The sequence below is a fragment of the Nocardia sp. CA-119907 genome (assembly GCF_050955995.1).
Taxonomy (GTDB): domain Bacteria; phylum Actinomycetota; class Actinomycetes; order Mycobacteriales; family Mycobacteriaceae; genus Nocardia.
This window is the reverse complement of the sequence record NZ_CP192091.1, coordinates 6327251-6339967: the sequence shown is the minus strand read 5'-3', so window position 1 is coordinate 6339967 and position 12717 is coordinate 6327251. Positions and strand designations below refer to the sequence as shown.

Below are 12717 nucleotides of genomic sequence, written 5' to 3'. Positions count from 1 at the left end.
TCGCTATCTGGTTCGGCCCGTACTGGACCGCTCCGTAGTGGACCGTGCTATGCCGCGCCGCGCTGTAGTGGCCCGGCCCGTAATGGACGTCCAGTGTATTTGATGGAAAGGCCGAATTGGACCGTCCAGCTGAACATTTCAGAGGTCTACTGGTGGCACGAAAGTCCACGACCAGGGGAGGTGAGGAAGGTGTACTTCCTTCCGCCGACGAACCACGAACGCGTGCCGATCATGACCATCGCCTACGCGCACGCGACCATGCAAGCTCACCTGGATTGTCCGCTATCCGCATGTCCGGTCAAGGCTCAGGCCAAGGCACGGCTGGTCGAAAGTGGAAAGATGGTGCCCGCCAACGTTCCGCACTTCGGGATATGACCATGACCGACAACGAGATTCGCGATATCGAGATCAGTGTCCTGCGAGACGTCATCGATGCCGTGGACGCACGACTGGGTGAGCTGCAGTCCAGCGGATGCAAAATCACGGCGTCCCGCAGCACCGTCCACGCGCGTGTCCTCTACGCCGTGATCGCCAGCGCCCGCGAAACCGGCCACTACGGTGCCGGAATGCTCGCCAAAGCCCCACTGCTGGATGTGATCCTGACCGGTGCCGAGGGAACCGACTGGGACAAAGCGGTTTTCGCCGTCCTGATGGACCTTCCGACCCACAATTGACGATCTCTGCGTGCGGGTAGAGGTAGGCTCCGATGAATGGTGCCCATCTCTCACCTGGCCGCCTTCGTCCTCGCGGCGCTGATCATTATCGTGATTCCCGGTCCGAATGTGCTTTTCGCGATCGGGCGGGCCTTGGCGCACGGCCGCCGCACGGCATTGCAGTCGGTGCTGGGTGTCACGGTGGGTGCGGCGGTGCCGTTGGTCGCGGTGGCGATGGGCCTGGGTGTGGTGCTCGCGGCATCGGCCGTCCTGCTGACGATCGTCAAGATTATCGGCGCGTGCTACCTGATCTACCTGGGCGTCATGGCGATTCGCGAACGGAAGAGCCTGCGGGCGGCACTGCATTCGCAGACCCCGGACACCGATCCACGCCGTATGTTCCGCCAAGGCGTAGTCGTCGGCGCAACGAATCCGAAGACGATCGTCTTCTTCGCTGCCGTACTGCCCCAGTTCGCCGAACCGTCAGCGGGCCCACTGCCATTGCAGCTATTGGCCCTCGGCGCGATAGCCCTCGGCATCCAAATCCTCTCGGACGGAACCTGGGCCATGATCGCGGGCACCGCCCGAGCCTGGTTCGTGCGCTCACCCCGCCGTCTCGAATCCATCGGCACAACAGGCGGTTTGATGATCATCGGTGTCGGCGCGAGCGTAGCCCTGAGCGGCACCAACTGAATTGGTCGGCACTGTTCTGCGTCAACCTCTTGGCAGGATCTGGCTGGTCACAAGGTGTACGCCCGGTAGGTAGATCACCTGCGACCGCTCGATAATGCCGATGAGCGTTCGTTCGATCAGAGTTGGTTCGACCTGCGTCGAGTGCGACATTTGACTACGAATTCTGCTGTACTGCACTAAGATTCAGCCATGCTCAGTCAAGTACTGGCAACGCTTGCGGGGGTGGCTGTCGGTGGGGCCCTGGCATTCATCGCGACCTACGCCAACGAACGAGCCAAGTGGTCTCGCAGCCATGCGGTGCGGTGGGATGAGCGCAGGCTGGCGGCGTACGTGGAGTACTCGAACTGCATTATCCGCATGCATGTGCTCGCCCGTCGAATTGCGGTATCCCGCAATCTCTCTGTCGACGTCGAGCCACTTTCGGCCGACCAAGGCATGCCACTGCTCGTCGAAGCGGAGGCCGAACGCAGTCTGCGATGGCAAGCGGTACTGCTGCTGGGAGGTTCACGGGCGACTGACGTCGGCCACCAGCTCAATCAATGTTCCTGGGTTCTGGAGTGGTTCGCCCGCGGCAAGCTCACTGACACCGACGACTGGGAGTTGGCGACAGCGGAGGCGCATCGACTGCGCCGTGAGTTCATCGCCGAAGCCCGTAGGGACATGGGCGTCGGTCCGTCGGATTCGGCGGCTCTCGCCCGGGCCACCGTCTGGACGCCGGAGTCGGTCCTCGAACCGCTACGAAGCCGAGCGACTCCATAGGGCTGAACTCTGTTCAGCCGCGTCCCCTTGAACGCGCGCTAAGTAGCCGATGACATGGCGGTGAGGTGCCTCGTGGTCACCCTGGGTCTGGTCTGTTGGTTTTGTGTCGGGGTACCGAGACCGCGGGCATCAATCGTGGTACCGGCGGCAGTGGTGAGGACGCGGGGGAAGCCTGGAACGCTTGGATCATGAGGGCGGCGAAGCGTCGGGAGGCCGCGATGCGTGCTGCCGGTGTGCTCGCGTGGATGCCGTTGTTGGCCATGATCATGAGGATGAGGTCGTCCAGCACTATGTCGGGGCGCAGGCGCCCGGTGTCCTTGGCGCGGCGGATCAATTCGGCGGCACCGGTCAGCGAGGACGTGCGGATCGCAGCGAAATCCAGCGCGTGCGGGTAGGCGGACATGAAGGCCGCGGTGAAGCCGTGGTCATGTGCTTGCAGCTCGCAGAGCTTCTCGATCGCGAGGCAGAAGCCGTGCCAGGGATCCGGGTCGGCGAGCCCCTCGTCCACGATGGACCGGCAGGCCAGCATCTGATCGGTGAACGCCTCGGCGACCAGCATCTCCTTGGTCGGGAAATGGCGGTAGAGGGTCGCGGGCCCGACCCCGGCACGCCGGGCGATCTCCCGCAGCGGTACATCCAGGCCGGCGCTGACAAATACCGTGCGGGCCGCCTCGAGGATGCGTTCGCGATTGTCACGCGCGTCCGAACGCTGTGCCTGAGGCAAATGAGCAGTCACCTCTCTCACTTTAGCTAAACGGACGGCCCCGTCCGTTACGGTCCGCTGGTTGGTTCCAGTCGAGAAGAACATGGAGAAACCGGTGAAAGCAGTGATGGTCCCAGCGTTCGGAGGTCCCGAGGTGCTCGCTGTGGTCGACCTCCCCGACCCGCATCCGGCCGTCGGGCAGGTGTCGATCAGGACCGAGGCGATCGGCGTCGGCGGTCTCGACGCCCTGATGCGAAGCGGCGCGCTGGCCACGTACGGCGCCATACCCGGTCGCGTCCTCGGCAGCGAGGTCGCGGGGACCGTGACCGAGGTCGGCGACGGCGTCGACGCCGGCTGGGTCGGCCGACGCGTATGGGCGCTCACCGGTGAGAGCGGCGGCTATGCCGAACAGGCCACCGCATCGGCCGAGACGCTCGTCCCTCTCCCGGCCGACCTGTCGACCGTCGACGCAGTGACGCTCGGCAGCTCGGCAATTGTGGCCCACTTCGCCCTGCGCCATGCCCATTTCGCTCGCGGTGAGTCGGTGCTGGTGCGCGGTGCGGCCGGTGGTATCGGGGTCATGGCGGTCCAGCTCGCGGCTCGCGGCGGCGCCGGCGCGGTGGCGGTCACCACCTCGTCGGCCGAGCGTGGCGCTCGTCTGCGCAAGCTGGGTGCGACCCACGTGCTCGACCGGCTCGGCCGAGGTGCACAGGACGCTCCCGCGGGCTACGACCTCATCCTCGACATCGTCGCCGGTGCGGATCTGCCTTCGTTCTTCGCCAGGCTCGAGCCGAACGGTCGCATGGTGGCCGTCGGCGCGATGGCAGGCACGCCACCGGCGGACTTCGGTATGGAGATGGTCGCGGCGTTCCGGAAGTCGCTGTCGTTCGCGACCTTCAGTGCCGACACCGTGCCCGCACCCGAGCGATGGGCCGCGACCGCCGAACTGTTCGCTGCCGCAGGTCGTGGCGAGCTGGAAGCAGTTGTGCACGAGGTGCTTTCCCTGGATCAGGCTGTTGTGGCGCACCAGAAAATGGAAGCCGGCGAGGTGTTCGGCAGAATCGTGCTCGTACCATCGGCGCGATAGACGACACCGCAAGCCTCGTGGCCGTCGGTGCGCATCGACGCGGCAATCTTGCGATGCCCCATGCCCGCAACTCCTGGGCGTACTTCGCCGCGATCGGCTCGAACCGTTCCACCTTCGGCGACGACCACGGACCATGCTGCGGATCGCCGTCGCGGAGCCGAGCCAGCCGCCGCCGATAGGTGCGTTCGGGAATGTTGGCCAGCCGAGCGAACCTCGAAACCGGCAGTCCCGCTGCAGCTCTCAGGGCTTCGAGGTCAGCGAAGGGACCTGATCCACCAACGGGGCATCGACGCCATCGTGATGGTGCTCGATCGCGTGGCCGTCGAAGGCCTGTGTCACGGCGAGGCTGTCCTCGTAGACATGGTGTCGGATGATGAGACCGTTTTCGACAGTGAGGTGCAGGGCGAAACGGGAACGATAGGCGCGACCGGTGCTGCGGGCAGTTTGGCGAATTTCGCCTAGAACCACCGCATCTGGGCCATCGATCAAGATGCGTTCGATCACGGTGTCGACATGTTCGGGGATGTGGTGGCGGGCGATCTCGCGATAGTGCTCGGCGGCGTCGGCGCGTGTGGAGCGGTACTGAATCCACGGGGTCGAGGGGCGACCGTGCTCGTTGTCCGGCCAGTTCAGTTTCCAGTCGCTGACCGGGGCGTACATCGCTGCGGTGGCGTCGGGATCGCCCACGCCGATTCGGCGCAGCAACTCCTCGACAACAGTGCGGGTAGTGCTGGTCGCGAAATCACTCATGGCTGCCATCCTGACCACACTGACCTACCTTGTCGATTACCTCCGGGGTATTACTGTTCGCCGCAGATTTGTCCTTGGTGGGACAGGCGAATGCTCGCACATCGGAGCCATGAGGGTGCATTGAAGCGGTGCTGCCGGGAGCATGCAGCTACTGCGCTGTACGGCCATGCGCAACCTGGGCTTGACGGTCTATAGGAGCACCAGGACCCGAACGCGCGCCGATTCGGCAACAGCTCGGTTGTGTGATCGTGGCGAAAGGGGTGTGCGGTCGCCCATCACAGCCCGGAGCGGGCGGAGGTATCTATGCGCGGTTGGTGGTGTTCCAGAAGCCGATCCAGAGTGCGCCCCACCAGCAGGCCTGGGAGATCAGCAGGGTGAGTGCGCCTCGGGTGATGAGAGCACGGTCGAGGACGCCGCCTAGGGCCGCGATGCGGTCGGTGAAGGCGGATGCCTGGAGGCCGTTCAGTGTCAGGACAACGACCAGGGCCATTTTGGTTTGCGTGGTGTGGTTGGCGATATTCGGTTCCAGCAGGACGCCGCTGGCGACCAGGCCGATGACGCCGAGCCAGATCGGCAGTTGCAGGCGATCGGCGACGGTGAGCATCTCGCGCAGCGACGTGCGCCGCAGCACCCAGGCGATCGCGAAGTAGTCCACGGCGAGCACCGCGCCGAATCCGAGGACCAGCGATGCGAGATGGATGAGCAATGCCGCGTGGTGCAGTGCTGGCGCGCAATGCAATTGGGTCGACAACCAGATCGCCGTGCCGAGCGCGACACAGGTTGCCATTGTCCGGACCGCCGAACCGCGCCGAGTCTGACCGCGTACACCTGCTACAGCCGTCATCGGCGCTGCCTGAACTCACGGCCCCGCATTTGTCGATCCCTTACTCACACCCGTCGCCTACCAGATTAAGGTTAGGCAGACCTAATGCTAGCGCGTCCGATTTCGGCCGGGATCGGCAGGTTGTCGGCGCGACGCGGCGGAGTACTCCTGTTCCGGGCGGCCGGTGGTGCCGTAGCGCAGGCGCATCTGGACGCTGCCCGCGGCGACGAGGGTGGCCAGATAGCGCTGGGCGGTGGCGCGCGAAATGCCGATGGCGGTGGCCACCTCGGCGGCCGAGAGGGGCGCCGTCGCTTCGAGGATGGTGTTCAGGACAAGGTCTTTGGTCGGCGACGCGATGGCGGCAGCGGCGGCGGCGGTGGGTGCCGAGGTCGGGCGCAGTGCCTGCAGGGCGGCCTCGATGCCCGCGTTATCGACCTGCGGTGCGGCCAGCGTGCGACGGTAGCGCGCGTATCCGGCCAGGCGGGCGGCGAGCATCGTATGTGGAAAGGGTTTGACGAGGTAGGCGAGCGCGCCAGCAGCGAATGCCGCTCGGACAGTGCTGCTTTCGGTGGCCGCGGACAGCATCATCGCATCGCAGTGCAGTTCGCGCACGAAGTCGACACCGGAACCGTCGGGCAGGTAGACATCGACCAGCGCCAAGTCGATCGCGGTGGCGGCGTTGATTTCTCGTGCGGCGGCGAGTGTATTGGCGGTGCCTCCGACCGTGAAACCCGCGATGGATTCGACGATTCCGGCGTGCAGGTTGGCCACCCGGAAGTCGTCGTCGACCACCAGTACGGTCAGATCTGTTGCGGCCATGGCATCTCGCTGTCTACCAGTACTCCGGGGATTCGGGCGATGAATTCGGCGCCGGTCAGCGGCGGCGATCCGCCGCGCGCACTGGCAAGGCGCACATCGCCGCCGTGCGCGCGAGCGATCTGGCGGATCAGCGCGAGACCGACACCGCGCCCGCCGGGCACACCGTGGTCCTCGCGGGTCGAGGTGCCCTCGGTGAACAGCGTGTCGATCAGCTCCGGTGCGACACCGTCGCCGCTGTCCGCGACCGCGATGTGCAGCGTCGAATCCTCCTGCACCAGTTCGACTTCCACCTGTTTGATGGGATTGTCGGCGACCCGCGCGGCCTCGATGGCATTGTCCAGCAGATTGCCGAGCACCGTGGTGACATCGACGGGTTCGGCGAGATTGCCGTCCACCCAGGTGTTGGGGCCGAGTACGAGTTCGACGCCGCTCTCCCGCGAATGCGCCGCCTTCGCCGCGAGGAATGCCTGCAGATACGCATCGTGGATCGCATCGATACCGGGTGTCGCCGCGCCGAGCGGTCCGGCACCGATCAGCTCATCGATGACGTGCGACGCCTCCTCGGTGCGTCCGCCGTGCAGCAGCCCGCTGAGCAGGTGCATCTTATTGGAGAACTCGTGACGCTGGGCGCGCAGCACGGTACTCATCGACTGCACCGCGTCGAGCTGGCGGGTCAGCGCCTCGACATCGGTGCGATCGCGCACGGTGAGCACAGCGCCGAGATCGCGGCCTTCACGGGTGACCGGGCGGGCCGCGACGACCACGATATGCGAGCCGATGGTGGCTGGCGTCGGTTGCTCGTCGAGCGCGCGGAAGACCTCCAGCACCCGTGGCGTCAAACCGATCTCGTCGACCGGCCTGCCGATATCCGCACTGATTCCGAGCAGCCGCCGCGCCTCGTCATTGACAAACGTTGTGCGCCAGGCGGAATCGACGGCGAGCACACCACGGCCGATGCCGTGCAATACCGCCGCCTGTCCTTGGACGAGCCCGGCCAGTTCGGCGGGTTCGAGCCCGAGTGTCAACCCGCCCCAGCGTCGGGCCAGCAGCGCCGACCCGGCGATGCCGACCACCAGCGCCGCGGCGATCAGGAACGCGGCGGTGCGCAGATCAGCGAGCAATTGCCCGCGAATCGCGGTGGTGGAGATGCCGACACTCACCGCGCCGACAATGAGATTCGAATCGGGCCGCACGACAGGAACTTTCGCGCGGACCGAGGGGCCGAGGGTGCCGCGTTCCTCGCTGATCGCCTCCCGGCCCGCGAGTGCCTCCGACGGATCGGTGCTCACATGCTCGGTCAGCCGTGCCTGGTCCGGATGTGCGAGCCGGATTCCGGCATCATCGGTGATCACCACGAACAGCGCGCCCGTCCGCTCCGTCGTATCGATCGCGATCCGCTCCAACGGCCCGGCGGCGAGCTGATCGTGCTGCTCGGGCGTCACCGTGCCGGGTGCGTATCGGGCAACCTCCGCGCGCACCACCGGATCGGCCGCGATGGTCCGCGCGATGGCCAGCGCACGCTGCCCGTACTGATCATTGAGCCGCCGATCGCTGACATAGCCGAAGATCGCGAACGCGACGCCGAGGGTCAGCGTGACGATCACGATCTGGAGCAGCAGCACCTGGGTGCGCAACCGGAAGGGCCTGCCCGCGCGTCGCTGGCGCTCGGCTCCGGCATCCGCGCGGCGCTGCTTCGCGCGCTGCGTTCCCTCCGGCCGCCCGGTGCCTGCTCTGGCCATTTCCGCAGCATAAACCACTCGGATACCGGTGAGCAGAATGCGCACAACCTTCGAATCGGCGCTTTGCCCCTCTTGTGCGCACAACCCTCGGACTGTGACCCGGCCCACGTAGATTCGCTCTACCTGATCCGCTAGGAGCAAGAACAATGACCGAACCACTCATCGAGCTGCGGAGCGCGACGAAGCGCTTCCCCGGTACGGGCGGCGGCATTCACACCGCCGTGCGCAACCTCGACCTCGCGGTCCAGCCAGGCGAATTCGTCGCCGTGGTCGGCCCGACCGGTTGCGGAAAGTCGACGACGCTATCGCTGGTCTCCGGGCTGGAACCGGCCTCGGCCGGGCGGACGCTGGTGCGCGGCAAGGATGTCCACGGCATTCCGGACGGCATCGGCTACATGTTCCAGCAGGACGCGGTGCTGCCGTGGAAGAGCGTGATCGATAACGTCGCCCTCGGCCCGCGCCTGCGCGGCAAGTCCAAGGCCGAATCACGGGAGCAGGCCCGGGGTTGGGTGCGCAAGGTCGGTCTCGCCGGTTTCGAGAGCTACTACCCGCATCAGCTCTCCGGCGGCATGCGCAAGCGCGTCGCGCTGGCGCAGACGCTGGTCAACGATCCGGAGATCCTGCTCATGGATGAGCCGTTCAGCGCGCTGGACGTGCAGACCAGGCAGCTGATGCAGGACGAACTGCTGCGCGTCTGGGCGGGTACCGGCGCGGCTGTCATCTTCGTGACCCACGATCTGGAGGAGGCGATCGTGCTCGCTGACCGGGTCATCGTCATGACCGCGAGCCCGGCCACGGTCTGCGGCAACTTCCCGGTCTCGCTGGAACGTCCGCGCAATGTCGAGGAGGTCCGGCTCACCAACGAATTCCGGGACATCTACAAGGAAATCTGGGAAACGCTGCGCGATCAGGTCGAGGCAGCCCGAGGCAAGGGAGCCTCCCGTGTCGCATGATGTGCTCGACGACGTGGCGAAGTCCGCGCCCGAGGTCGAAATCGAATCCGAGGAGCAGATTCTCGCGCGCGTGCGGACCAAGGCCCGGCGCAACCGGCTGCGCACCTGGGGCCTGCGGGCCGCACTGGTCGCGCTGTGGCTGGGTGCCTGGGAGCTGACCGCGACGGTGTGGATCGACCCGTTCTTCTACTCCAAGCCCTCGCTGATCTGGGACCGCCTGGTCGAATGGTTCACCGAGGGAACACAATTCGGCTCGATCTGGCTGCAGATGTACACCACCGTGCAGGAAGCGGTGCTCGGCTTCGTCATCGGCGCGGTGGCCGGTGTCGTGCTCGGCACGCTGCTCGGCCGCAGCAGGTACTGGGCCGAGGTGCTCGCGCCGTTCATCAAGGCGCTCAATGCCGTTCCGCGCATCGTGCTGGCGTCGCTGTTCATCATCTGGTTCGGTCTCGGGCTCAGCTCGAAGGTCGCGACGGTCGTCGTGCTGGTGTTCTTCGCGGTATTCTTCAATGCCTTCACCGGTGCGCGCGAGGTCGACGGCAATGTCATCAATAACGCCCGCATACTCGGCGCGAGCAAGCGTCAGGTGCTGAGCTCGATCGTGCTGCCCAGTGCGACCACCTGGATCCTGTCCAGCCTGCACACCGCCTTCGGCTTCGCGCTGATCGGTGCGGTGGTCGGTGAATATGCCGGTGCCAGTAAGGGTTTGGGTCTGCTCATCAGCAATGCCCAGGGCACCTTCGATTCGGCGGGCATCTACGCGGGCATGATCATCATCACCGTTATCGCGCTGCTCGCCGAATGGGCGATCGGTGTCGCGGAGGGCCGATTGCTGAAATGGCGTCCATCGCAGGCGACCTCGAATCACGGGATCTGATCATGCGCTACGTCAAACATCTGGCGGTCATCGTCGGGGTCATCGCGGCGCTGCTGCTGGCGACCGGTTGCCGGGATTCGCGGACCATTCCGATGGCGAACGGGCGGCCCCAGATCACCATTATGGTCGGTGGTCTGGAGAAGGTGATCTACCTGCCCGCCATGCTGACCCAGCGCCTCGGCTTCTTCGAGCAGAACGATATCGACGTCAAACTGCTCGGCGAACAGTCCGGCGCCAGTGCCGAAACCGCGCTGCTGACCGGCGATGTGCAGGCTGTGGTCGGGTTCTACGACCACACCATCGACCTGCAGGCCAAGGAGCAGTGCCTGACCTCGGTGGTCCAGTTCGCCGATGTGCCCGGCGAGGCCGAGCTGGTCTCCAAGGCGGATTCCGACAGCATCAAGTCGGTGGCGGATCTGCGCGGGAAGAACTTGGGCGTGACATCGCTGGGTTCCTCGACGGACTTCCTCACCCAGGCGCTCACCGGGCAGGAGGGGATGTCCACCGCCGACTACACGCGCGTGAAAGTCGGTGCGGGCCAGACCTTTATCGCGGGCATGAACCACAACGGCATCGATGCCGGGATGACCACCGACCCGACGGTCGCCACCATGGTGAACTCCGGGGAGGCGAAGATCCTGGTCGATATGCGCACCGAGGAGGGCACGCGCGCCGCATTGGGCGGGCTGTACCCGGCGTCGTCGCTGTACATGCGGTGCGACACCGTTAACGCGCATCCGGATATCGTGCAGAAGATCGCGACCGCGTTCGTGCAGACGCTGCGGTGGATCAAGACGCACTCGCCGCAGGAGATCGCCGATAAGATGCCGCCGCAGTACGCGAGCGGGGGCAAGGACCTCTACGTCCAGTCCATCCGCGATTCGATCGGCATGTTCAATGGCACCGGGTTGATGAAACCCGAAGGCGCTCAGAATGTGCTGAACGTACTCGGCGAGTACTCGAAGAATGTGCGGCCGGTCAAGGACCGCATCGATCTGTCGAAGACCTACACGACGAAGTTCGTGGAGGAGGCGCTACGCGCGAATCAGCAGTAGCGACACCACGGAATCCCATGGCGATCGGCGAACATCCGATCGGCCATGGGATTTCGGTCGTTATGGGGTATCCGCGGTTTCGCGGGCCTTGAACTCGGCCTTCCACTCGCGGAAGCCCTCCTCGGTCCGGCCACGCCGCCAGTAGCCGGAGATCGAGGCCGCCCACTCCGCCGATACGCCGCGATCGCGCCGGATATAGCGGCGCAGATTCTGCATGACTGCGCTGGCCTCGCCGTGGATGAAGACCTGCACCTGTCCGTCGCGCCACGGCGCGGCCTTTACGACCTCGGCCAGCACCGCACCGGGCTCCCGCTCGCCGCGATGTAACCAGGTCAACTCGACGCCGGGCGGCTTGTCGAGCTTCAGCTCGTCCTCGGGCCCGGCCACCTCGACGAACGCCTGCCCGACCGTATCCGGGCGCATGCTCTCCAATGCGGTCGCGATGGCGGGCAGCGCCGCCTCGTCGCCCGCCAGCAGATGCCAGTCAGCATCGGCACGCGGCGCATAGGCACCGCCGGGGCCGAAGCAATCGATGGTCGCGCCCGGTTGCACCGAAGCGGCCCACGGTCCGGCAATGCCCTCATCGCCGTGGTAGACGAAGTCCACGGTCAGTTCGCCAGCGGCCGCATCGACCGAGCGCACGGTGTAGGTACGCAGCACGTCGATCCCCTCGCGCGGGAATATGAACTTCACATACGAATCGGTGAATTCGCTCGGCCGGAAGGCCGCGAATCCCGGTCCGCCGAAATACACCCGGATCAGATGCGGTGTCAGTCGCTCCGTGCGCTGCACCGTCAGGGTGGTGCGGGGTCGTGCCAAGGTAACCTCCACTAATCGCAAATTAGGCTTGCCTTACCAACCGTACCCGGTTCGGCTCACGCTGAGGGTTACCGCAGACGCGCGAGCCGTGGATATCACAGGATTACCGGCATGACCCAGACCGTGCCGAGCGCCGTCCACACCATCCAGCAGCGGTATCGGGATCCGAATCCGACCGAGCCTGCGCAATGGAATCCGGTGCTGCAGGTCCTGCACGAGCACCGCTCGGTGCGCCGCTACCTCGCCGACGACGTCTCCGACGACACCCTGCGCCTGCTGATCTCGGCCGCCCAATCCGCGCCGACCTCCTCCAATCTGCAGGTATGGAGCGTTATCGCGGTGCGCGATCCGGCGCGCAAGGCACGCCTGGCCGCACTGGCCGGTGGGCAGGCGCATATCGAACAGGCCCCGGTACTGCTGGTGTGGACCGCCGACTTCGCCAGGCTCCGCCAACTCGCCGACGATCACGAGGCGCCGCTGGCCGGCGCCGACTACCTGGAATCGAGCTATGTCGGTTTCATCGACGCCGCCCTGGCCGCGCAGAACGCCGTCGTCGCCGCGGAATCCCTCGGCCTCGGTACCGTCTACATCGGCGCCATCCGCAACAAACCGGAAGAGGTCGCCGCGGAACTGAAACTGCCCGAGCAGGTCTTCGCCGTCTTCGGCCTTGTTGTCGGGCATCCCGATCCGACCGAGGACGCGCGCATCAAACCGCGCCTGCCGCAACCGGCGGTCCTGCACCGGGAAACCTACGATCTGCCGACCCAGCGCGCCCACGTCGCCGCCTACGAAACTCGAATCGCCGCCTTCTACGCCGAACAAGAGCTGTCGCATTCCTGGACCGAACGCGTGCTGGCCCGACTGGCCTCCGCCGCCAGCCTCAACGGCCGCCACCGCCTTCGCGAATCACTGGCGAATCACGGCTTCCACCTGCACTGAAGCTCGATTCGATAGGCCGGCCGCCGCACGGTATCGCCATGGATGCGA

15 protein-coding genes are annotated in these 12717 nt (G+C 65.8%); 9 read left to right on the top strand and 6 right to left on the bottom strand.

Annotated elements, in window-relative coordinates; translation table 11 throughout:
• Positions 1–102: 102 nt before the first annotated feature.
• The 4 genes from ACQP2D_RS28040 (at position 103) to ACQP2D_RS28025 (ending at position 2105) form a co-directional block, all read left to right on the top strand.
• Positions 103–375 (top strand): hypothetical protein, encoded by a 273-nt coding sequence (locus ACQP2D_RS28040; RefSeq protein ID WP_433678912.1) that lies wholly within the window; start codon positions 103–105, stop codon positions 373–375.
• A 2-nt stretch (positions 376–377) separates the two neighbouring features.
• Complete coding sequence (locus tag ACQP2D_RS28035) at positions 378–674, top strand: hypothetical protein (protein WP_433678911.1); 297 nt, start codon at positions 378–380, stop codon at positions 672–674.
• 36 nt (positions 675–710) lie between these two features.
• Complete coding sequence (locus ACQP2D_RS28030; RefSeq protein ID WP_433678910.1) at positions 711–1346, top strand: LysE family translocator; 636 nt, start codon at positions 711–713, stop codon at positions 1344–1346.
• Positions 1347–1535: 189 nt separating this feature from the next.
• A complete protein-coding gene (locus ACQP2D_RS28025; RefSeq protein ID WP_433678909.1) occupies positions 1536–2105 on the top strand; it encodes a hypothetical protein in 570 nt (189 codons plus the stop codon).
• A 76-nt stretch (positions 2106–2181) separates the two neighbouring features.
• On the opposite strand, the gene ACQP2D_RS28020 is transcribed toward ACQP2D_RS28025, so the two are convergent.
• Positions 2182–2841 carry a TetR/AcrR family transcriptional regulator gene (locus ACQP2D_RS28020; RefSeq protein WP_433678908.1) on the bottom strand — a complete coding sequence of 220 codons (660 nt, stop codon included), beginning with the start codon at positions 2839–2841 and terminating at the stop codon, positions 2182–2184.
• An 82-nt stretch (positions 2842–2923) separates the two neighbouring features.
• Here ACQP2D_RS28020 and ACQP2D_RS28015 point away from each other — a divergent pair, with 82 nt between their 5' ends.
• Entirely contained in the window at positions 2924–3895 is a 972-nt protein-coding gene (locus tag ACQP2D_RS28015) for a zinc-binding dehydrogenase (RefSeq protein ID WP_433678907.1), read from the top strand.
• 240 nt (positions 3896–4135) lie between these two features.
• Here ACQP2D_RS28015 and ACQP2D_RS28010 read toward each other — a convergent pair whose 3' ends face one another.
• The 4 genes from ACQP2D_RS28010 to ACQP2D_RS27995 all read right to left on the bottom strand — a co-directional run bounded on the left by ACQP2D_RS28010 (position 4136) and on the right by ACQP2D_RS27995 (position 8026).
• Complete coding sequence (locus ACQP2D_RS28010) at positions 4136–4645, bottom strand: nuclear transport factor 2 family protein (RefSeq protein WP_433678906.1); 510 nt, start codon at positions 4643–4645, stop codon at positions 4136–4138.
• A gap of 301 nt (positions 4646–4946) precedes the next feature.
• A complete protein-coding gene (locus ACQP2D_RS28005; protein ID WP_433678905.1) occupies positions 4947–5432 on the bottom strand; it encodes a hypothetical protein in 486 nt (161 codons plus the stop codon).
• 144 nt (positions 5433–5576) lie between these two features.
• A complete protein-coding gene (locus ACQP2D_RS28000; RefSeq protein WP_433678904.1) occupies positions 5577–6287 on the bottom strand; it encodes a response regulator in 711 nt (236 codons plus the stop codon).
• On the bottom strand, positions 6269–8026 hold the full coding sequence (locus tag ACQP2D_RS27995) for an ATP-binding protein (RefSeq protein ID WP_433678903.1): 1758 nt from the start codon (positions 8024–8026) through the stop codon (positions 6269–6271). The genes ACQP2D_RS28000 and ACQP2D_RS27995 overlap by 19 nt, the downstream gene beginning before the upstream one ends.
• A gap of 146 nt (positions 8027–8172) precedes the next feature.
• On the opposite strand from ACQP2D_RS27995, the gene ACQP2D_RS27990 reads away from it, so the two are divergent.
• From ACQP2D_RS27990 to ACQP2D_RS27980, 3 genes are read left to right on the top strand one after another with little or no spacing between them, the layout of a single operon-like run.
• Positions 8173–8979, top strand: a complete 807-nt coding sequence (locus ACQP2D_RS27990; RefSeq protein WP_354958707.1) for an ABC transporter ATP-binding protein — start codon at positions 8173–8175, stop codon at positions 8977–8979.
• On the top strand, positions 8969–9856 hold the full coding sequence (locus tag ACQP2D_RS27985; RefSeq protein ID WP_433678902.1) for an ABC transporter permease: 888 nt from the start codon (positions 8969–8971) through the stop codon (positions 9854–9856). Before ACQP2D_RS27990 ends, ACQP2D_RS27985 begins: the two co-directional genes overlap by 11 nt.
• Complete coding sequence (locus tag ACQP2D_RS27980; RefSeq protein WP_433678901.1) at positions 9817–10911, top strand: ABC transporter substrate-binding protein; 1095 nt, start codon at positions 9817–9819, stop codon at positions 10909–10911. The genes ACQP2D_RS27985 and ACQP2D_RS27980 overlap by 40 nt, the downstream gene beginning before the upstream one ends.
• Positions 10912–10971: 60 nt before the next feature.
• Here the strand turns inward: ACQP2D_RS27980 and ACQP2D_RS27975 are convergent, their stop codons facing one another.
• Entirely contained in the window at positions 10972–11730 is a 759-nt protein-coding gene (locus tag ACQP2D_RS27975; protein WP_433678900.1) for a siderophore-interacting protein, read from the bottom strand.
• A 111-nt stretch (positions 11731–11841) separates the two neighbouring features.
• Here ACQP2D_RS27975 and ACQP2D_RS27970 point away from each other — a divergent pair, with 111 nt between their 5' ends.
• Positions 11842–12669 (top strand): NADPH-dependent oxidoreductase, encoded by an 828-nt coding sequence (locus ACQP2D_RS27970; RefSeq protein ID WP_433678899.1) that lies wholly within the window; start codon positions 11842–11844, stop codon positions 12667–12669.
• The last annotated feature ends 48 nt before the right edge of the window (positions 12670–12717 follow it).

Coding starts and splice junctions, on each gene's coding strand:
- ACQP2D_RS28040 (WP_433678912.1), top strand. CDS start 103: ATGGAAAGGCCGAATTGGACCGTCCAGCTGAACATTTCAGAGGTCTAC.
- ACQP2D_RS28035 (WP_433678911.1), top strand. CDS start 378: ATGACCGACAACGAGATTCGCGATATCGAGATCAGTGTCCTGCGAGAC.
- ACQP2D_RS28030 (WP_433678910.1), top strand. CDS start 711: ATGGTGCCCATCTCTCACCTGGCCGCCTTCGTCCTCGCGGCGCTGATC.
- ACQP2D_RS28025 (WP_433678909.1), top strand. CDS start 1,536: ATGCTCAGTCAAGTACTGGCAACGCTTGCGGGGGTGGCTGTCGGTGGG.
- ACQP2D_RS28010 (WP_433678906.1), bottom strand. CDS start 4,645: ATGAGTGATTTCGCGACCAGCACTACCCGCACTGTTGTCGAGGAGTTG.
- ACQP2D_RS28005 (WP_433678905.1), bottom strand. CDS start 5,432: ATGGCAACCTGTGTCGCGCTCGGCACGGCGATCTGGTTGTCGACCCAA.
- ACQP2D_RS28000 (WP_433678904.1), bottom strand. CDS start 6,287: ATGGCCGCAACAGATCTGACCGTACTGGTGGTCGACGACGACTTCCGG.
- ACQP2D_RS27995 (WP_433678903.1), bottom strand. CDS start 8,026: ATGGCCAGAGCAGGCACCGGGCGGCCGGAGGGAACGCAGCGCGCGAAG.
- ACQP2D_RS27990 (WP_354958707.1), top strand. CDS start 8,173: ATGACCGAACCACTCATCGAGCTGCGGAGCGCGACGAAGCGCTTCCCC.
- ACQP2D_RS27980 (WP_433678901.1), top strand. CDS start 9,817: ATGGCGTCCATCGCAGGCGACCTCGAATCACGGGATCTGATCATGCGC.
- ACQP2D_RS27970 (WP_433678899.1), top strand. CDS start 11,842: ATGACCCAGACCGTGCCGAGCGCCGTCCACACCATCCAGCAGCGGTAT.